Source organism: Thermoactinospora rubra (genome assembly GCF_002093975.1).
GTDB lineage: Bacteria > Actinomycetota > Actinomycetes > Streptosporangiales > Streptosporangiaceae > Nonomuraea > Nonomuraea rubra_A.
Genome location: NZ_KZ084337.1, coordinates 24,176 through 43,965 on the forward strand (window position 1 = coordinate 24,176; position 19,790 = coordinate 43,965).

The window sequence follows — 19,790 nt, forward strand, 5'->3', positions numbered from 1 at the left end:
GGACCGGAACGCAGCCGACGACGGTGAACCATAATGGCATTCGGCACGGCATTGAGCACTCGCCCACTGCGGGAACCGTGGTTTGTGGTCCTTCCAGATCACCCCGCCATTGTTCCCGCAGTCCGAGTGCTGCGCTCTCAGGCGCAGCATGTGTATCGCCACCGATCCGGCCGTCCATGGCTCATGGGCTGCTGGCCGGACGAGTGGACGAACATCGAGGCGACCGGAGATGCGCAGACGGCGATACTAGGTCCGAAGCGGATCGGTGTGGACGGACATCGAAACCGGTGCCATCTCGCTGTCAACGAGGAGGGACGCCTGAGAATTCAAGGCACGCTCTCCGGCCAGGCCAGAGTTTTCCATGCGACATTTAACACGGTTACCTTGGCTGCGAACCGGGCCGATGTACTGGCGCTTGTCACACGAGCCTCCTTTGATGAGGAGGCATTAGCTACTCGCCTGCTCGAGCTTCCTCTGGACCTGCTTCCCCTGTGGCGAGGAGTACACGCGGTCCGCCCAGACCATTGTCTTTTCATCGACCGACAAGGTCGTGCTTCAGAAATCCGATATTGGGTTCCTCCGGAACCGGAGCTTCCGTTGTCGGCGGGAGCTCGCGAGGTCTATGCCGCCTTGAGGCGATCAGTCCGCAGCCATTTGGTGCCCGAAAGAATATCGGCAGACCTTTCGGGTGGGCTTGACTCCACAGCGCTGTGCTTTCTGGCAGATCACGAGATGACAGCGTTGACCGCGGTGTCGGAGGATCCTGCCAATGAAGACGCGCACTGGGCCGAGCGAGCCGCTCGCCACCTGCCGCATGCCGTCCATAAAACCGTGACGAGGGAGGAGCTCGGTCTCCACTATGACCTGGTAGACCGTAGCGGATATGGACTTGACTTCCCTTTCGTCGCGCTTCATAGCTTCGGGATCTGGGCTCGCCGCAGCGAACTGCTGGCCGCAATGGGAAGCCGCATCCACATGTCCGGAATCGGCGGCGATCAGCTGTTCCAGCTCGGTTGGTCGTACCTCCCAGATCTGATGCGTCGGCGGCCTTTGGCGGCGATGTCGCATCTGAGAGGCAGGAGAGCACGGTGGCGCTGGCCCCTACGTACCGTCGCGCGCATGATGTTCGCCAGAACTCCCTATAGCACATGGCTCGCCAATGCCGCTACCGTCGCTGGCGTCCCGGAACCAGGGCTTTGGGGGTTGCCAGCGCGAATACCTCCATGGGCCACTGCTGAAGCGGTTGACGCCATCCAGCGCATACTACGAAGAACTGCCGAGCAGGCTGGATCTGTTTCTCCTCATCCGGCCCAACATCAGACCGTGTTGCAGCTCTGGCAAGCCGGCATCATCTGCCGGCAGTCTAACCAGATCCCCAGCAGCTCGCGGGTGTGGCAGGTCTATCCCTACTGCGATGGGGATGTGCTCGACGCTGTCTTACGGGTGCGGTTGGAGGATCGTGGCGACCCGTGGCGCTACAAGCCATTGCTCGTGGAGAGCATGCGTGGCCACATGCCGGACCACCTCCTGGCACGAACCACCAAAGGCCATGTCGACCAGGAGATACACGAAGGCTTCCGCCGTAACAGAGCCGACCTTCTAGCACTATGCGATGACTCAATACTTGCCGAACTCGGCCTGATAGACGAACAACAGTTGCGGCGCGTGCTGCTGGGACCGCAGGCCCCTGATACGCCCGTCGACGAGTTCGGTCACACGCTCGCCTGCGAGGCATGGCTTCGCACGCAAACGGAGGGTTCACAGTGGCTCTACACCTGAGAGAGGACGTTTCGTTGACGTCTGCTGATCACGGTGCCGTCCTACTCGACGAACGAGCTGGTCGTTATTGGCAGCTCAACTCATGTGGGGCTCTCGTCCTTGGAGTGCTGCTCGATAACGGCGACCTTGAGCGAGCGGTAGCCGAGCTGCGACTCCGATACAACGTATCGGCGGAACGAGCGTGTATGGATGTAGCTGCTTTCCTGGAAGAGATGCGGGACAAAGGGCTGGTGGTGGAGCAATGACCTTCGTCGCTGCCTATGACCGTCCTGGGGTGCCCTGGCGCAGCCGACCGGCGGCATGGTTGGCGATTGGCGCCGCCCGTATCATCGCGTCAAGAAGTCCTCGGCAGATCCGCCGGATATTGGAAGTCGTCCGCCGAGGCGCTCGCCCGGCTCGCTACGCGCACGCCGCACGGGCTCGCAAGGCGGTTACAGGACTCAGCGCTCGCTGTGCTGGTGAGGGATGTCTGCAGCGGGCCATCGCCGTGGCGTTGTTGTGCCGGTTACGCGGCATGTGGCCAACCTGGCATGTGGGAGTACGCATCGAGCCGTTCGGCGCGCACGCCTGGGTGGAAGCTGACGGTGTCCCGGTGGACGAGCAGCAGCCTGCTGGTTACTACATGCCCTTGATCACCGTTGCTGCCCGGCCATGACATTCCTCGGCGTCAGGTGGATGCTGTCGTTGTCGACGATCACCACGATGGCCGGGGCGGCCGGGACGGCGGCCCCGGCACCCAGCCGGGCGCTTGTCGTCCGGGCCGCCGACTTCGCGTGGCGTCACGATTCAGATATGGCTGGATATGACACCGCCAAAGCGGCCGGGTCGACCCGAGGGGCTTCATGGGGTGCCGGCCGTCGGTCACCCGCCAACCCGCGCGGATATGCCAGGTGGCCGGCCGATGGGGTCAAGGTGGTCTTCTCGACCACCTTGACCGAAGCGCCGTGGAACGCGCCCGCATCGTGAACGCTACCGCCGCCACGGGCCACGAAGCGGCCGGAGCCGGGCGGGACGCGCACGCAGCGGAGCTGGGTTCGATCAGGGGGCGCGATTCGTTTCGGATCATCCGGATCATTCGGGCGATTCGATCCCTGTCTGATGCTGAGCCTATGTCATGATAACGACAACTGTTTTCATTGCGAGTCCCCCCTCCGAAAAGCCGGCCCGTGAATCCTGTCTCCCCATCCCGCGCGCGCATGTGGCTGGAACGGTGGGACGCGCAGCAGGAACGGTACGCCGCCGACCGTGAAGGGCGTTTCGCGACGATCTGCCACGCACTCGCACACGCCTTGCGGAATGTGCCCGAGTCGCTGATCCTTGATCTCGGGTGCGGTCCCGGCTCCTTGTCCGCGCGGGTGGCCCGGCACCTGCCCGCGGCCGAGATCGTCGCCGTGGACATGGATTCGCTCCTGCTGGTCCTCGCCCGTGCCGGCCATCCGGGCGGCGTACGGTTCGCCGAGGCTGATCTGAGCACTCCCGGCTGGTCGGGCAGCCTCGGCCTGAGTTGCAAACGGACGCTGCCATGTCGACCACCGCGCTGCACTACCTGCCACCAGAGGCCCTGGCGTAGCTGTATGAGGAGCTGTTCGGGCGGACGCGGCCTGGCGGCGTCTTCATCAACGACCCTGCTGGTTAACTCGCGGCGCGTTGGTTGTGGTCCGTGACCTGACGGTGGTCGGTGTGGATCATGAGGGTGGCCGGTTTCCCCTCGTCCCGGCTGCTGTTGGAGTGTTTCGGTGTCTGTGCAGCCGTGTCCGTGGCCGGAGCCGTCGCCGCATGTGGCCGAAGCGATCCGGGCGATGCATCGAGGACGGCGGGAGATGCCGTTGCCGGTTCGGGCGCGCGATGAGCTGGGTGAGTTGTTCGCCAATGAGCAGTTCGTGGCCGCATTCGGGGGCGGGGGGCGGAGGGGCGGCCGGGCTGGTCGGGCCTTCCCGCACAGAAGTGGACACGCGTTGGAGTGTGTCATGCGGCCAGGGTCAGGCTACTCGGTCTTTGCCGTGTAGCTGCTCGTAGGCGACGGGGCTGAGGTGCCCGTTGGGCGAATGCCTTCTGCGGGTGTTGTAGCGGGTCGGCCATCGAAAGACCGAGCGCCGGCAGGTGGCGTCGCCGTCGTGGGGTGCACCTTGGCCTGGCCCCACTGCGCACGCTGTCTCACCAGCCAGGTCATACCGCGGTGGCCGAACGCCTGGATGAGATCACCGGGGTCGGGGTGACCTCTGGATGAGATCACCGAGGTCGGGGTGACCTCCGCCCACGAGCTGATCGCCGAAATCGGCGTGACCATGGCCGCCCTTCCCACGGCCGGTCATCTGGTGTCCTGGGCCAAGTTCGCCCCGATCGACAAGAACTCCGCCGGCACGAAGAAAGGCAGCTCCACCGGCAAGGGCAACCCTTGGCCGGCCGTCACTCTCGGCGAGATCGTCGCCGGCCGCACCTACACTTTCCTCGGCGCCCGCTACCGCAGGCTCGTCAGACGCCGGGGAAAGAAACGCGCGATCGTCGCCCTGGGCAACAGCATCCTCACCATCATCTGGCATCTGCTGTCCGACCCTGAGGCCCACTATCAGGATCTCGGTGCCGACTTCCACGAATCGAAGATCAACAGACGGCGCCGAGAGCGCGACCTGGTCCGTCAGCTCGAACGCCTCACCGGTAAGAGGGTCATTCTCGATCAATCCAACGAGCAGCCTGCCGCCTGACCACTGCCCGCGCTCGCTGCCTCATCCGACGATCACCGGCTGAGGTTCGCTGCCGCCTGCCCAGCTAAGGGCCTATTTTCGAGTCAGATCGACAGGCCACGGCCCTCGGTGAACAAGGCGTCGATTTCGACGCGGATGGCCTGAACGGGCGGCGGTGCGAAACGCCATGTCCCGTCCCTCTCTTTGGAGAGCTCATCCACCGATGAACTTCTTGGAAACATCTCCACCAGAGCCGATGACTCCTTGTGACTTCCTCCATTCCCTCAGCTGACATGCCGCTGTTTTGCTGAACCCACAACCCGCATGGCCACGACCGAGGTGATTCACGATGACGTCACCTGTCTTCCTGATCGACGACGCACCGCTGAGCCGGTTCCATAAGAAGCTCACGCTCTATTCCGCCGGCGGCCCGTTTCTGGACGGCTACGCGCTCACCATCATCGGCGTCGCGCTCATCACCATGCGCCCCGCGCTGGACATGAGCGGCGCTGAGCTAGGGCTGACCGCCGCCGCGGCGCTGATCGGCATCTTCGTCGGCGGCGCGGTGTTCGGGTACGTCACGGACAAGGTCGGCCGACAGGTGATGTACCTGCTCGACCTGGCCGTCCTCACGCTCACCTCGCTGGCTTCGGCCTTCGTCGGTGAGGTGTGGCAGCTCGTCGCGCTGCGGTTCCTGCTCGGCATGGCCATCGGTGCCGACTATCCGATCGCGAGTTCGCTGCTGGCCGAGTTCGTGCCGAGCCGGCACCGTGGGCGGCTGCTCGGTGCGCTGTTCGTGGTGTGGGCGGCAGGAGCCGCGGCGGCAGCGGGCTGTGGCTGGGCACTGTCGCACCTCGGCGACGACGCCTGGCGGTACATGCTTGCCTCTCCCGCCGTATTCGGCGTGGCGACGATGGCGTTCCGGCTCGGCACGCCGGAGTCGCCACGGTGGCTGCTCAGCCAGGGCAGGACCGAGGAGGCCGACCGAATCTGCCGCCGGGTCTGGGGTGACGAGGCCAGGGCCGCCGACATCCGCGAGGATCCCGCTCCCGTCGGGCTGCCAGCCGTGTTCCGCGGCGTCTACCTGCGCAGGATCGTGTTCATCGGCGTCTTCTACACCGCGCACGTCATCCCCCTGTTCGCCGTCTACAGCTTCGGACCGGACATCCTCGCCGAGATCGGCATCGCCCCCTCCAACGTCTACGCCGCCGAGCTGATCATCAGCTCCCTCTTCCTGGTCGGCGGCGTGCCCGGACTGCTCCTGGTGGACCGGGTCGGCCGTCGGCCGCTGCTGACGTGGACGTTCGTGGTCATGACGGCGACCTTCGCCTTCATGGCCCTGGCGCCCGGCGCGCCGCCGTGGCTGCTGTTCGCCGCCCTGGCCACGTACGCCGTCACCTCGGGGGCGTGCAACTTCATCGAGATCATCTACCCCAACGAGCTGTTCCCCACCGCCGTACGTGCCACGGCGACCGGCGTGGTTGTCGCGATCAGCCGCATCGGCTCGGCCACCAGCACCTTCCTGCTCCCGCTGGTCCTGTCGGGCGCGGGGATCGGCGCCGTCATGTGGGTGATGGCGGCAGTCAACGTCGCGGGCCTGCTGGTCACGCTCGCACTCGGCGAGGAGACCAGAGGGCGACCGCTCGCCGATGCCGCGAGCGCCCCGGCCGAGCGCACCTTGACCGGTCCCGTCACCACAACCCGGAAAAGAGCTCTGTCATGACGCTCAACCCACCGTACGACGGTGTCGCCATCGGCGAACGCATGGCGGCGGGTGAGCTTGACCCGGGTGAGGTGGCCGAGCGCGCCTTGCAGGAGGCGCGCTCCCCTCGGGCCGCAGGCACCTTCATCGAGCTCACCGCCGACCGCGCGGCACGCGAGGCCGCTGCGGCCCGCGACCGGCTCGCGGCCGGACGGGCCAGGAGCCCTCTGGACGGGGTACCGGTCGCCGTCAAGGACCTGTTCGACCTTGCAGGCACGGTGACGACCGCAGGCTCGCGCACCCGGGCTGCCCTGCCGCCCGCCGAGCGCGACGCCACCGTGGTCCGCAGACTTGCCGCAGCGGGGATGGTCTGCGTCGGAAAGACGAACCTCAGCGAGTTCGCCTTCTCGGGGCTCGGCATCAACCCCTCCTTCGGCACGCCGCCGAACCCGAACGGCGGCGGTGAGCGGCTGATCCCCGGCGGCTCGTCCTCCGGATCCGCCGTCGCGGTGGCTCTCGGGATCGTGCCGGTCGCCCTCGGCACCGACACCTCGGGCTCGGTACGCGTGCCGGCCGCCTTCTGCGGCGTGATCGGCTACAAGGCCAGCGAGGGCAGATACGCCACCGACGGCATGGTGCCGCTCGCTCCCACCCTCGACACCGTGGGCATCTTCGCCACCTCCATGCGCGACGTGATCGCCACTGACGCCATCCTCACCGGCAGGGTGCCGGTTCCGCCGGACGACCGGCCGCTTCGCCTTGTCGTTCCCCAGGGTGAGCTGATCAGCGACTGCACGCCAGAGGTGCGCGGGCCGTTCGAGGACCGCCTGACGCTCCTGGCGAGGCAGGGTGCGGACATTGAGGAGCGGGACGTACCCGTCCTGCGGGCGGCGCTCCGGGTCCTGGCAGAGCACGCGCCGATCGTCGAGACAGAAGCCCACGCACGCTATGGGCACCTGCTCCGAGCGGGCGACGGCGCGCACGTCGACCCTGGAATTTTGCGCCGACTCGCCCGATACGAGGCGCGGCAGCGGGACGCCGGTCCCGTCTACCGGGCCATGCGGGCGCTCCGAGAGGGCATCGCTGAGGAGCTCGGTGGCGCGTTCCTGGCCTGCCCCACCGTCCGTCACCCGGCTCCCCCGCTGGCCGGGCTGCTGGCCGACGACGACCTGTACGATCGGGTCAACCGGCGCACGCTGCGCACCACCATGCTGTTCAGCTATCTGGGCATGCCGGGCGTCAGCCTGCCGATCGGCGCATGGGGAGCCGGTGGCGCGGGGCTCCTGCTCTCGGCCGCGGAAGGCCGGGACGACGCGCTCCTGGCGGGCGCGGCCCGTGTCGAGGCCGCGTCACATCACGGCCGGAACGGCGCGCCCAGGTGAACGAAGCGGGAGTCGACGCGGCCCAGCGGGCTCAACCGGCCGATGTCGATCCGGCCGTCCGGGTCGACCACGCCGGGGTCGACGTGGAACGCGACCACCTCGCCGATGACCATCGTGTCACCGCCGGGGCGCAGCGCCATGCGGAGCACGCATTCCATGCTGATCTTCGCCTCGGCGACCCTCGGCGGGCGGACCCGCGACGAAGGAGCCGGGGTCACCCCGCAGGCCGCGAACTCGTCCACCTCCGGTGCGTACGCCCGGCCGCTGGCGTACATGGGACCGGCGTGCCAGGTGGACACGGTGTTGATGACGAACTCGCCGGTGGCCTCGATATTGCGCAGCGTGTCCTTGACCGCTCCACCCGCCCTTGCCTCGATGACCAGGCACACCATCGGCGGCACGGTCGACACGACGGTGAAGAAGCTGAAGGGCGCGAGGTTGCGGATGCCGTCCGGGCCGACCGTGGAGGTCCAGGCGATCGGCCTGGGCACCACGCTGCCGATCAACAGATCGAAGATCCGCTCGCGTGGCAGGCCGGCCGGATCGATGCCGTTGAGGCAGTACGGCGAGCGCACCGACATGGGTCCTCCCGTTGAAGCGCGTGGGGTCTCCAGAAAACCAGAGTCCTGGCCGCCATGCGGATGGAGGAATCCCCAGCGTTCGCCGTCCTGCGATGGAGGAGCTCACCGAGCCAAGCATTGTGTGATTCTCTATCGCAAGAGCCGGATCCGATAACAATCTCCATGGCTTTGCTTACTGGTTCGCTGATTGGCTGGGGGCATGCGAGTCATCGTGCCCGCCGCAGAAGGGCGGGCGGTAAAGGTCAGGGCAGGACAGCGCGTTCGCGTGGTTGACCTCGAAGGCGGCCAGGTCGGCGACGTGTTCGCCTTCGCCGCGGACGACGTGAGCGAGCACCTCAGCGCCTCCCATACCCGGGCCGCCACCAGTCGCCTGTTCCCCGCGATCGGAGAGCCGTTCGTCACCGACCGGCGCAGGCCCATTCTCACCCTCGCTGCGGACACCTCGCCGGGGGAGCACGACATGCTCATCGCGGCCTGCGACCCGGCGCGCTATCGCGACCTGGGCGCGCCCGGCCACGCCTCCTGCGCCGACAACCTGACCGCGAGCCTGGCGAAGCTGGGCCTGGCCGTCCCGGTCGTCCCCCAGCCCGTCAACGTGTTCATGCGGATCCCCGTAGCCGACGGCGGCCGGCTGAGCTGGCTCAACTCGATCAGCCGCCCCGGTGATGCGATCACGTTCGAGGCGGCGATGGACTGCCTGTTCGTGGTCTCGGCGTGTCCGCAGGACCTGGTCGGCATCAACGGTCACAAGCCGACCCCGCTGGCCATCGATCTGCTAGCCAAGGAGTGAGCGAACGATGGGCGTTCCCCGGAGTGTGGGCACGGGGTTCATGCTGCTTCGAGCACTCCATCGGGTCGGTGCTCATAGTCGATCGGGCTGAGGTTCCAGAGGGTCGAATGTCTCTTCTCGTGTTGTAGCAGGTGATCCACCTGAAGACCGCCAGTCGCGCCGCGCGTGTGGTCGGCCAGCGTAGGTGTCGTCCTGCAGCCGGGTGCGGCGGCGCTCCAGGGTGGCCTGGGTGGTCGGCGAGGCGCCGGCGTGTTCCTGCTTTCCGAGGTGTCGACGGACACCATCCGGATCGGTATGCGGATGTTGGGGGTGTCGCCGACGGAGACGTCCAGCGGGGTGTGGTCGCCGTCTGACCGGAGGCGGCAGGTGGTTTTCCGGCGGCTGGCGGGACGCCGGCTAGGGCGTGCAGCCTGGCGGTCGTGGGAGCGCCCGTCGGCAGTTCCCGATCAGGACGGGCCCGCCGACCCGGCGAGCAGACCCTGGAGGAGTGGCTGCGGGCCCGCGGCGCGCTCGCGCGCGCCGTCATCGACCAGCTGGAGACCCGGACCCGGGCGAGGCAGGATCCGGCGGACGCGACCTCGCCCTCATCGGCAGAGGAAAACCCATACCCTGCCGCGACGGCGAGCCCATCCCTGATCCTTCGCACGCCGGCGGCCTGCTCGCGCAGGCGCTGGAGCGGGTCGGCAGGCGGCGCCCGCGTCGGTGCGGTGGACGAACATGCTCGATCGTCTCCGATCAGGTGCGGGCGTCGAGGTCGATGAGGGCCAGACCGGTGCGCGGGTCGTGGCGGCGGCGCAGGTAGCGGGGCGACTGGGTGACGATCACTTCCAACGTGGGCCACACCTCGCCCGCCAGCAGGTGGCCGCCGCGCGCTTCGCCGTCGGGCAGCCCGACGACCACGTGGGCGTGCAGCTGGGGCCGTCTGCCGTCCTCGGCCATGGCGAAGTCGCCGACCAGGGCCAGTACCTGGGTCTGGCGGTTGACCGGGATCTTGTGGAGTTCCTTGGTCTCGGGGTCGAAGAAGCCCAGGACGACCTGCCGGAATCCGCCGATTCCGGTCAGCCGTGCGGCCCTGATGCCCTTGTCGTCGGCCCACGCTGTCAGGCTCTCCACAACCTCGTCGCCGGGCTCCAGGACGACGGCGTAAGAGAGCTCTTTGTCGGTGGGAAGCTCGGTGGAAAGCTGCTTGACGCGCACATCAAACCCCTGCCCGGAGGCGGGAGAAGGCAACATCGGCTGCGGCCCGCACAAGGGAAATTCGGGACGCTTTCTGCCGGACCGGCGCTCCGGCCGCCGCGGCGGACAGCCTACGACGCCCGCCGTCGAAAAACGCTTTCACGATCATCGGATCCCGATCCCCAGCGGCAGGACCTAGGCGCCTTGTCGGCGCGACCGGTCTCGGGCCGGGTGCGCGGGCGGTCCGGCCCGAGACCGATGCTCACCTCTGATAGTCGTAGGTGAGCCACACGGCGCCGGAGTCCGTGGTGGTCACATCGGTCAAGGTCCACGAGCACGGGGCGGTGCCGTCCTCGAAGTAGCGGATGCCGTCTCCGAGGATCTGCGGCACGACCTGGACCTCCAGCCGATCGATCTCGCCATGCTCGAGAAGCTGCGCCAGCAGAGCCTTGCTGGACATGACCCAGATGTCTCCACCTTCCTGACCGCGCAGCTCACGCACGGTGTCGACGAGGGAAGCACTCGCCAGGCGGGAGTTCTTCCAGTCGGTAGCGGTCAGCGTGCGGGAGAAGACGATCTTTTCGACCTCATCGAGATACCGGGCGAACTCTCGATCACGCGGGTCGGCCTCCTCCATGTCGACGACCGTGGGCCAGTAGCCGCCGAATCCTTCGTAGTTGCCCCGCCCGAGCAACACGGTGGTGCTGCGCTGCGCCAGCGTCAGTACCGCATCGCGGCTCTGCTCGGTCGTGGCGTGCGGCCCGATCCAGGCCATGTCGTGCAGCCCCCCGGGCCCGGTGATCCTGCCGTCGAGGGAGACGGACATGTTGGCGAAGACCTTCCGTTCTGACACCGGTGTCCCTCCTTGTTCACGTGCCGATATCGGCACATCGGATGTTGCTGACGAGTCTTCAGGGCCTGTCGGGAGACAACATCCGCCAACTGGCAGATATCGACGCCGACAGTGGAGGATGGTGGGCATGACCACCCATCCCGGGAGCGTGTTGAGGCAGGCGGCACGCCTGCCGAAGTTCGGCACGAGCTTCGTCGGGCGTGACCAGGAGCTCGCCAGCGTGGCGACCGCGCTCCAGGCAGGACGGATGGTGACGCTGACCGGGCCGGGCGGGAGCGGGAAGACGAGACTTGCCGCGGTGGCCGGGAATCGTGCGCGACAGGACTGGCCGGATGGGGTGCACTGGATCGGCCTCGAGGAGACCTTCGACGACACGGCGGTCGCCGCCGTCGTCGCGAACGCCCTCGGCATCACCGCGTCACCGGGAACAGAGCAGCTCGCCGTGGTCAACGCCTTGGATGGGACGCGGAGCCTCCTTGTGCTGGACAACTGCGAGCAGGTACGTCACGGAGTGGGCGGCCTGGTCGAAGAGCTGCTGTACGGCACGCCGACCATCGGCGTGCTCGCCACCAGCCGGACACCCGTCGGCGTAGCGGGGGAGCGGTTGTACCGCGTCGGCCCGCTGACGCTGGAGGATGCTCTCAGCCTGTTCTGCGCCCGCGCGGAATCGGCGGGAGCGCGGCTGTCGGGCAGCGGTGCCGCCCGCCGGATCTGTGACCGCGTCGATCGGCTTCCACTCGCGTTGGAACTGGCCGCGGGCTGGACGACGACGCTGTCCACCGATGAGATCGTCGATCTTCTCGCGCGCCCGCTCGAACTGCTGGACGACTCCGAGTCCCGGGCGCCGTACCGGCTGCGGAGCCTTGCCGGATCTGTGCAGTGGAGCTACGACCTGCTCGGCGAGCGCCATCGCTCCGTCTTTCGGCGGCTCAGCGTGTTCCGGCGCGGCTTCACTGTGGAGCAGGCGGTGGCCGTGTGCGGCGACGCCAAGCTCGAAGCCGTGGCTGTGCTGAGGTGCCTCCGAGACCTCGTCGACGCGTGCTTGGTCATCGCCGATCCGGAGGCAAGCCCCGCTCGCTTCTCGATGCTCGATGTCATCGCTGCCTTCGCGCGCGAACGGCTCGTCGAAGCCGACGAGGAAACCGCTGTTCGTAATCGGCACCTGGATACGTATCGCGACCTCCTCGAGCGCCAGGCCTGCCTGCGCGAGGCCGACAAGGACGTCTGGCGAGCGACTCTGGCGCCGGAGTACGGAAACCTGGTCGCGGCCATCGAGTGGGGTCTGTCCGGCGGTCGCCTGTCGGGGGCGCGGGCTATCGCAACCGGCCTGGCCTGGTTCTGGCACCTCGAGTCGCGTCGCCCAGAGGGCGTCTCGCTGCTCACCGCGGTCGTTCACGCCGGTGGAGGCGAACGATCGGCGGCCCAGGCGCGGGCCGAGGTCGCCCTGGCACTCGTGGCCGACACCGCGGCGCCGGACGCTGATCACCGCGACGCTCTCATACGGGCGCTGGAGGTCGCGACCGAGTACGACGATGAGGCCACCGCGCGCCTGGCCCGTATCCTGCTCGCCCTCCGATTCCTCGCCGACGACCCGCGACAGGCGCGACGGCTCGCTCAGGAGAACGCCGAGGCCGCGGTCTCGGCCGGCGATGTCTTCAACGCGTGCGCATCGCAGGTGTTGCTGGGCATCCTGCATTGCCTCGACGACGACCACGTCGACGCGATCCGGCTCCTGGAACCGGTGTCCGCGACCCTGCGCGACCGCGCCGATCGCGGCGTCGCCGCCACCGCACTCGGCTACCTGGCTTCCGCATATGCGCGCATCGGATCTCTCGACCGGGCGATTGAGATCGCAGAGCAGGCCGTCGACTGCGCACGGCCCCTGCATGATCTCCACCGGATCGGTCACGTCTCGGTCATCCTCGCCGAACTCGTGGCGATGCGTGGCAGGATCGCTGACGCTTATGCGGCCATCGAGGCGATCGACCAGCTCATGGACAGGCAGGACGGCCCTGCACTCGTGCCCGGCTGGGAGCTGACACACGCACGCATCGCGGCGTGGGAGGGCCGGCACACCGACGCGATCGACTGGTGCCTACGCGGCATCCGGCTGGCCAGGCAGGGAGCCGTCGACCATCGAGTCAGCCTTGCAGAAACGCAGCTCGAACTCGCGTCGGCACTGCGGCTCACCGGCGACCTCGAGCGGGCCACAGCGGCGCTGTCGGAGGCGGCCGCGGTCGCCGAGCACACAGAGCGGCCACGGCTGCGAGCTGAGGTGCAGGAACAATCAGCGTTTCTCGCCCCCGACGCGGAAGCGGCGTACCACCAACATCAGGAAGCACTCCGGATCCGCAGCGAGGCAGGCCTGACCCTCGACGTCATCGACAGCCTCGAACACCTCGCCGCTGCCGCCGTTACCTGCAGGTCTCCCGCGTTCGCCGTCATCCTCGCCGCAGCCGCGCACGCCGCCCGTGACGAGTATGGCTATGCCGCCCGCAGGGTACCGCTGGCCTCGTCGGTGTCGGACCTGCTGGCTGATCCCGCCCATGCCGAGGCGGTCCGCCACGGACGCGAGCTTCGCCTCGACGCGGTCACCCTGGCTCGCCGAATGCGCGGTCCACGAGACCGGCCGGACAGAGGCTGGGCCAGCCTCACCCCCACCGAGAGTACCGTCGCCCAACTCGCCGCCGAGGGGCTCTCCAACCCCCAGATCGCTGAACGGCTCTTCATCTCCCGTGGCACGGTCAAGACCCATCTGGCACATATCTACGCGAAGTTGGGAGTAACTAATCGAACCGAACTCGCCGCCGCCCATGCCCGGATCCGACGAGCGCATCTGAACCATCGCCGGCCCGATGACTGACAGCCGGGCCAGTCCCAGGCGGCTGCGGCCTCCACGGCATGGAACGAAGAGCGCGTGATGGGCATCAAGCGGTGGTTCTAGCAGGTGCGCCTGCCGGCAATGGCGTCCGCCCAGCTCACGGCCGTGTGGGCCTTGCTTGGCGTGCGTGAGCTCCGGCCCTCAGGAGAGGGAGAGGCATGCGGAATGATGATCGACCGTGCTCTTTCGCCTGGCCTATCTCGCCGTTACGAACGCCTTCGCCGCGCTGCGGCTGTTGCCGGTGGGCGATCGGGACAAGGACGTCGAGATACTCGCCCTGCGCCACCAGGTCACCGTGCTTGAACGGCAGCTCGGCGCCGATGCCAGGGTGAGGTTCGCGCCCGAGGCCCGAGCTTTCCTGGCCGCGCCGCTGACCTCGCTGCCGCGGGAGGTCTTGCGCCGGGTACGGCTGCTTGTCCGGCCGGATACCGTGCTGCGCTGGCACCGCGATCTGATGCGACGGCGTCACGTCCGTACCTGCCGGCCGAAGCGGCGTGGGCACCCGCCCACGGTTCGCTCTATCCGTGTCCTCATCCTGCGGCTGGTGCGCGAGAATCCGGCGTGGGGATATCGGCGGGTGCACGGTGAGCTCACCACGCTCGGCATCACGATCGCACCGTCCACGGTCTGGGAGATCCTCAAGCAGGAAGGGCTTGATCCGGTTCCTGGGCGGGCGTCCACCACGTGGGCCGACTTCCTGCGCTCGCAAGCTGACGGCCTGCTGGCCTGCGATTTCATCGAGACCATCACGTTGAACGGGCAGCGCCAGTACATCCTGGCGGTCATCGAGCACGCTACTCGGCGTGTGCGCGTGCTGGGCGCCACAGCGCATCCGACCGCGAGCTGGGTCATCCAGGCGGTCAAGAATCTCGTGATGGATCTGGAGGATGCGGGCTGCCGGGCGCGCTACCTGATCCGAGACCGGGATGCGAAGTTCCCGACGCTCATGGACGAGATCCTGTCCGAGGCTGGCATCGAGACCGTGCTCACCGTGCTCACCGTGCTCACCGGGATCCGGATGCCGCGCATGAACGCGGTCATGGAGCGGTGGGTGCAGTCGTGCCGCGGTGAGCTGCTGGACCGCTGCCTGATCTGGAACGAACGCCACCTGCGGCACGCCCTGCGCGAGTACGAACGGTTCTCCAACGAACACCGAGCCCATCAGGCCCTGGCTCAAGCGGCACCACTGCGTACCGTCCCGGATCCGATCACCGATCCGAAGCGAACCGACGACCTGAAGATACGTCGGCGAGATCGGCTCGGCGGGGTCCTCCACGAGTACTCACATGCTGCTTGAGCTGCGCGGATGGAATTCTCGGCAGGCGCAAGGTCCAGCGCCTTCTCCTCCAGCCCGTGGGCGATGACCCGAGTCCGGAACTCGCTCAGCACACTGGCGTCGAAACCGGGATCGTCCAACGCCAGCCCGAGCGCGTATTTCCAGCTCAAGTCCGTCCGCACGGTGTCGGCGGCCTGCCGGTCGGTGAGGTTGTCCACCCGCTGCAACACCGTGATCAACGCCAGTCGGCCCGGTGACCAGCCCGGCTTGCCCTCGATCCCACACGCTGCGGCGAACTCCTCATCGGCGAACAACTCGCCCAGCTCATCCCGCACCCGGACAGGCAGCGGCGGCTGCCGCTTGACGCGATACATCGACCGGATCGCTGCCGCGATCACCGGGTCCGGTTCCGGCCAGGACCGGGGTCGCATCGACATCGACCACTCCATCCGCGACCGGGAGGAGGGGAACCCGGCCGCGCACTGCATGATCCCGGACGTCAAAGACTCAGGTCACGAACCTACAGTCGCGTGTCGCGAGTTAACCAGCAGGATCAGCGCCTAGCAGCTTCGAGGCGTACGAAACGGCCGCCATGGGGACGTGAGGATGGCACGATAGGAAATCACGTGGAGTCCTTGGTTGAGCACGGATGGTCACATACCCGCTCCTGTCGAGGACTCCGCTCCCATGTCAGGCGATTGACGACACCTCCACATCCATGATCATCCGGCGCTAAAAGCCCCCGCTTTGCCTGCTGAGAAAACCTCACTGGCCACATTGGCCTCCATGGGCTCGGAAGTAGCTCCACTCACAGTGCCTCCTCGGGTACCGAGGGTCACGCCGTTACGTACAAACTACGTACTGTTATACAGTCCCCATTGAGATTCAAGGCTCCTTGCTTTCGTTTTCCGCCTTGAGGGCGCGCGCATGGTCAATAAGTCCTTGAATCTGCTGTGGCGTTAAATAGCTTGCCGCAGCGACCAGTTGGCCAATCTCAGCAGATGCTGGAAAAGGTGCGGCTCGGCTTGGCGCGGACTCAATCGAGATGCCTGCGATGGCAAGCAAATCGGTAAGGCTCATCTGCAGGACTGGTGCGATGTCTTCAAGGATTTCGGCTCGGGGCTCAATCCTCCCGCTGAGGAGCTGATTGATTGTCGATTCGGCCCGCGCGGAAGCTCGACTCATGGCCCTAGGTGACAAGTTGCGATTGTTCATAAGGCCGCGCAAGATTTCGGCGAACTCTCGGCCCATACCCGGAGCTTACCGGTCTCCTGAGCAATGGTGTACCCATACCTCGTCTACGTCGACGATCGTCTGGTCGCGTCCTTGGCCTCGCTGACTCACGGGGTGGCCGTCCCTTCTGATCAGTTTCGGCTGATGGAGGTTTCCGCCTGGTTGTCCCGTGCGCTGCGGATGGTGGCACGGCAATCTGCCCGGGACGCTCGGGCGGGCGGTTCCACAGGCCGCGATGAGATCGGGGCTCCTCCATCCTGGATCGGGGGGACGCGTTGGCAATGGTCAGGTGGGTGCCGGCAGGGCGCAGAGCCGCTGCCGGCAGGTCAGGAACGCGTGCTTCCACGGCCAGGTGGCACTGATCTTCACGATCCGCCGGCGGGCGTGACAGACCAGGCGGGCGGGCAGGTGCCATAGGCAGTAGCGCAGGGTCTGTGGTTCGGCGCGGGCGAGTTCGGGGTCGTCGTGCAGGCCGAGCAGGCGGGTCCAGGCGTCGAGATCGGCGGCGAGGTTGGCCGCCAGTACCCACCCGACGTTGACGTTCCAGCTCTTGGAGGGCAGGTTGCGCAGACCCGTGGCCTTGTTGCAGTGGATGCGGTCTTCGACTTCGGCGTGGTCGCGGTGGACGGCGTCGATGAACTGCACGTGATGGCTGCCGGGGATTGCGCCTGCCGATAATTACATCCACCCAGGTCATGGCGATGCAGGCCTTCGCGTGGCGTGCGCGGGCTCCGACCATCAGGAGAAGAACGTGCGGCATGATGATCAGTCGTGCTCCTTCGCCTGGCCTACTTGACCGGCATGAACGCCATCGCCGCGTTGCGTTGCTCCCCATGGGCGATCGGGACAAGGATGTCGAGATTCTTGCCTTGCGCCACCAGATCACCGTCCTGCGACGACAGCTCGGCGACGACCCCCGGGTGAGATTCGCGATCGAGGACCGGGCCTTTCTCGCCGCGCTCCTGACCTTGCTGCCCCACGATCTCCTGCGCCGGCTGCGGCTCCTCGTCCGACCAGACACCATCCTGCGCTGGCACCGCGATCTCATGAGACAGCGTCATGCCCGTACCTGCTGGCCGAAGCGGCCCGGGCGCCCGCCCACGGTCCGCTCCATCCGCGCACTCATTCTGCGCCTGGTCCGAGAGAACCCCGGCTGGGGCCACCGGCGGGTCCACGGTGAGCTCACCACGCTCGGTATCAAGGTCGCACCGTCCACCGTGTGGGAGATCCTCAAGCAGGAAGGTCTTGATCCAGCGCCCGAGCGGGCATCCACTACCTGGGCCGACTTTCTGCGCTGCCCAGCCGACGCCATACTGGCCTGCGATTTCTTCGAGACCGTTACCCTGAACGGGCAACGCCAGTACATCTTGGCCGCCATCGAGCACGCCACAAGGCGCGTCCGCGTGCTGGGCACCACCGCTCACCCGAGCGCCGACTGGGTCATGCAGGTGATGAAGAACCTGGTGATGGACCTGGACGATGTGGGATGCCGAGCGCGTTTCCTGCTCCGGGACAGGGACGGGAAGTTCCCGCCCTCATGGACGAGATCCTCACCGAGGCTGGCATCAAGACAATGCTCACAGGGATCCGGATGCCGCGGATGAACGCGATCATGGAACGGTGGGTGCAGTCCTGCCGCCAGGAACTCCTCGACCGCTGCCTCGTATGGAACGAACGCCACCTTCGGTACGCCCTGCGCGAGCAGGAACGCTTCTACAACCAGCACCGAGCCCACCAGGCCCTGAACCAAGCAGCCCCGCTGCGTCCCGCTCCGGGCCCGATCATCGATCCCGCGCGAATCATCGACCTGAACATACGCCGACGAGGCCGGCTCGGCGGCGTCCTTCACGGATACTCACATGCCGCTTGAGCTGCATGGATGGAATTATCGGTAGGCGCAGTGTCGCTCGGGTCTGGCCTGACGATCCGGCCCTGGATGATCGATGGCCGACACCGCGCATGGCGGGGCACGTGCCAAAGAGCATGTGACGAGCGCCAACTCGGCCGTCTTCGCCTCACAGAGGGCGGTCGGGAACCGAGAAATCGCAGGTCAGACAGGGTGTCAAGTGGTAGGGCGCCCGGGGCTCGAACCCGGAACCTACGGATTAAAAGTCCGCAGCTCTGCCAATTGAGCTAACGCCCCTCGCAACAAGCAGGGTACAGAGGCTACCGCCTGCAGCGCGACGCCACGATAGCGCGAGCGCACGCGGTAGCCCTACCACATCTACCGATAAGCCGCCAACCCGGTGAGCGCCTCCCCGAGGACGAGCGTGTGGATCTCCTGCGTCCCCTCGTACGTCAGCACGCTCTCCAGGTTGTTCATGTGCCGGATCACAGGGTACTCCAGCGTGATCCCGTTGCCGCCGAGGATGGAGCGGGCCTGGCGCGCGATGTCCAGAGCCGCGCGGACGTTGGCCAGCTTGCCGAAGCTGATCTGCCGCGGCTCCAGGGTGCCCGCGTCCTTCAGGGCGCCCAGGTGGAAGGCGGTCAGCGAGGCCTGGGCCAGGCCGACGTACATCCAGGCCAGCTTCTCCTGGGTGAGCTGGAAGGCGCCGATGGGCTTGTCGAACTGGACGCGCGTCTTGGAGTACTCGATCGCCGCCTCCAGGCAGGCGCGCGCGGCGCCCACGACGCCCCACAGGATGCCGAAACGCGCCTCCGACAGGCACGACAGCGGGCCGCGCAGGCCGGTCACCCCGGGGAGTACGGCGGAGCCGGGGAGCCGGACGTCGTCGAAGTAGAGCGAGGAGGTCACCGAAGCCCGCAGCGACAGCTTCTTGTGGATCTCGGGAGCGGAGAAGCCGGGTGTGTCGGTGGGCACGACGAAGCCGCGGATTCCCTCGTCGGTCTGCGCCCACACGACGGCGACGTCGGCGATCGAGCCGTTGGTGATCCACATCTTGGAGCCGTTGAGGATCCAGTCGGAGCCGTCGCGCTTGGCGTAGGTGCGCATGCTGCCCGGGTCGGACCCGTGGTCGGGCTCGGTCAGGCCGAAGCAGCCGATGGCCTCCCCGGTGGCCATGCGCGGGAGCCATTCCTCCTTCTGCTCGTCCGAGCCGTACTTCCAGATCGGGAACATGGCCAGGGAACCCTGAACCGACACGAACGAGCGCAGCCCGGAGTCGCCGGCCTCGAGCTCGCGGCAGGCCACGCCGTACGAGATCGCGTCGGTCCCGGCGCAGCCGTACCCGGTCAGGTGCATGCCGAGCAGCCCGAGGGAGCCGAGCTCGGGGGCCAGCTCACGGGCGGGGAAGGTGGCCTCCTCGAACCAGTCGGCGACGTACGGCAGGACGCGGTCGGCGACGAAGGAGCGGACCGTGTCGCGGATCAGCCGCTGGTCGCCGTCGAGCCGGTCGTCTATGCGGAGCAAGTCATCCATGGACGGTCCTCTCCTCACGTAGGGGGCTACCAGGGTTCTACCAGGGGGAATCCCGATGTGCGAACGCAGGCCCTGGG

General features: G+C 67.1%; 18 protein-coding genes and 1 tRNA gene. 10 read left to right on the plus strand and 9 right to left on the minus strand.

What is annotated here, in order from left to right; translation table 11 throughout:
- Positions 1-33: 33 nt before the first annotated feature.
- The 7 genes from BSB02_RS15630 (at position 34) to BSB02_RS15660 (ending at position 7,544) form a co-directional block, all read left to right on the plus strand.
- Positions 34-1,779, plus strand: coding sequence for an asparagine synthase-related protein (locus tag BSB02_RS15630; protein ID WP_084959536.1), 1,746 nt, complete (start codon positions 34-36; stop codon positions 1,777-1,779).
- Entirely contained in the window at positions 1,734-2,024 is a 291-nt protein-coding gene (locus tag BSB02_RS15635) for a lasso peptide biosynthesis PqqD family chaperone (RefSeq protein WP_084959537.1), read from the plus strand. The genes BSB02_RS15630 and BSB02_RS15635 overlap by 46 nt, the downstream gene beginning before the upstream one ends.
- Positions 2,021-2,434: a lasso peptide biosynthesis B2 protein gene (locus tag BSB02_RS15640; RefSeq protein WP_084959539.1), complete on the plus strand. Its 414-nt coding sequence runs from the start codon at positions 2,021-2,023 to the stop codon at positions 2,432-2,434. The genes BSB02_RS15635 and BSB02_RS15640 overlap by 4 nt, the downstream gene beginning before the upstream one ends.
- 541 nt (positions 2,435-2,975) lie before the next feature.
- Positions 2,976-3,443, plus strand: a complete 468-nt coding sequence (locus BSB02_RS43545; protein ID WP_084959541.1) for a class I SAM-dependent methyltransferase — start codon at positions 2,976-2,978, stop codon at positions 3,441-3,443.
- A 564-nt stretch (positions 3,444-4,007) separates the two neighbouring features.
- Entirely contained in the window at positions 4,008-4,481 is a 474-nt protein-coding gene (locus tag BSB02_RS15650) for a transposase (RefSeq protein WP_276206333.1), read from the plus strand.
- A 328-nt stretch (positions 4,482-4,809) separates the two neighbouring features.
- Positions 4,810-6,183 carry an MFS transporter gene (locus BSB02_RS15655; protein WP_084959544.1) on the plus strand — a complete coding sequence of 458 codons (1,374 nt, stop codon included), beginning with the start codon at positions 4,810-4,812 and terminating at the stop codon, positions 6,181-6,183.
- On the plus strand, positions 6,180-7,544 hold the full coding sequence (locus BSB02_RS15660) for an amidase family protein (protein ID WP_084959546.1): 1,365 nt from the start codon (positions 6,180-6,182) through the stop codon (positions 7,542-7,544). Before BSB02_RS15655 ends, BSB02_RS15660 begins: the two co-directional genes overlap by 4 nt.
- Here BSB02_RS15660 and BSB02_RS15665 read toward each other — a convergent pair.
- Positions 7,517-8,125, minus strand: coding sequence for a flavin reductase family protein (locus tag BSB02_RS15665; protein WP_084959549.1), 609 nt, complete (start codon positions 8,123-8,125; stop codon positions 7,517-7,519). The genes BSB02_RS15660 and BSB02_RS15665 overlap by 28 nt on opposite strands.
- A gap of 199 nt (positions 8,126-8,324) precedes the next feature.
- On the opposite strand from BSB02_RS15665, the gene BSB02_RS15670 reads away from it, so the two are divergent.
- Positions 8,325-8,915 (plus strand): DUF1989 domain-containing protein, encoded by a 591-nt coding sequence (locus BSB02_RS15670; protein ID WP_084959551.1) that lies wholly within the window; start codon positions 8,325-8,327, stop codon positions 8,913-8,915.
- Between the two features lie 735 nt (positions 8,916-9,650).
- Here the strand turns inward: BSB02_RS15670 and BSB02_RS15675 are convergent.
- Together BSB02_RS15675 and BSB02_RS15680 are read right to left on the minus strand one after the other, a co-directional pair.
- Positions 9,651-10,112, minus strand: coding sequence for a PPC domain-containing DNA-binding protein (locus BSB02_RS15675; RefSeq protein ID WP_206184710.1), 462 nt, complete (start codon positions 10,110-10,112; stop codon positions 9,651-9,653).
- A gap of 241 nt (positions 10,113-10,353) precedes the next feature.
- Positions 10,354-10,944 (minus strand): dihydrofolate reductase family protein, encoded by a 591-nt coding sequence (locus BSB02_RS15680; RefSeq protein ID WP_158088639.1) that lies wholly within the window; start codon positions 10,942-10,944, stop codon positions 10,354-10,356.
- Positions 10,945-11,071: 127 nt separating this feature from the next.
- Here BSB02_RS15680 and BSB02_RS42990 point away from each other — a divergent pair, with 127 nt between their 5' ends.
- On the plus strand, positions 11,072-13,807 hold the full coding sequence (locus BSB02_RS42990) for a LuxR C-terminal-related transcriptional regulator (RefSeq protein ID WP_158088640.1): 2,736 nt from the start codon (positions 11,072-11,074) through the stop codon (positions 13,805-13,807).
- A 1,191-nt stretch (positions 13,808-14,998) separates the two neighbouring features.
- Here the strand turns inward: BSB02_RS42990 and BSB02_RS43550 are convergent.
- The 4 genes from BSB02_RS43550 to BSB02_RS41470 all read right to left on the minus strand — a co-directional run bounded on the left by BSB02_RS43550 (position 14,999) and on the right by BSB02_RS41470 (position 17,395).
- Positions 14,999-15,538, minus strand: coding sequence for a transposase (locus tag BSB02_RS43550; RefSeq protein WP_420855859.1), 540 nt, complete (start codon positions 15,536-15,538; stop codon positions 14,999-15,001).
- Positions 15,539-15,986: 448 nt separating this feature from the next.
- Entirely contained in the window at positions 15,987-16,352 is a 366-nt protein-coding gene (locus tag BSB02_RS15700; protein WP_143590726.1) for a helix-turn-helix domain-containing protein, read from the minus strand.
- 267 nt (positions 16,353-16,619) lie between these two features.
- A complete protein-coding gene (locus tag BSB02_RS15705) occupies positions 16,620-16,979 on the minus strand; it encodes a transposase (RefSeq protein WP_240506444.1) in 360 nt (119 codons plus the stop codon).
- Between the two features lie 143 nt (positions 16,980-17,122).
- Positions 17,123-17,395: a hypothetical protein gene (locus BSB02_RS41470; protein WP_206184711.1), complete on the minus strand. Its 273-nt coding sequence runs from the start codon at positions 17,393-17,395 to the stop codon at positions 17,123-17,125.
- Between the two features lie 476 nt (positions 17,396-17,871).
- Between BSB02_RS41470 and BSB02_RS41475 the strand changes: the two genes are divergently transcribed.
- Positions 17,872-18,204, plus strand: coding sequence for an integrase core domain-containing protein (locus tag BSB02_RS41475; protein WP_206184712.1), 333 nt, complete (start codon positions 17,872-17,874; stop codon positions 18,202-18,204).
- Positions 18,205-18,401: 197 nt separating this feature from the next.
- Here BSB02_RS41475 and BSB02_RS15715 read toward each other — a convergent pair.
- Positions 18,402-18,477 (minus strand) — tRNA-Lys (locus tag BSB02_RS15715).
- A gap of 81 nt (positions 18,478-18,558) precedes the next feature.
- Positions 18,559-19,713: an acyl-CoA dehydrogenase family protein gene (locus BSB02_RS15720; RefSeq protein ID WP_084959558.1), complete on the minus strand. Its 1,155-nt coding sequence runs from the start codon at positions 19,711-19,713 to the stop codon at positions 18,559-18,561.
- Between the last annotated feature and the right edge of the window lie 77 nt (positions 19,714-19,790).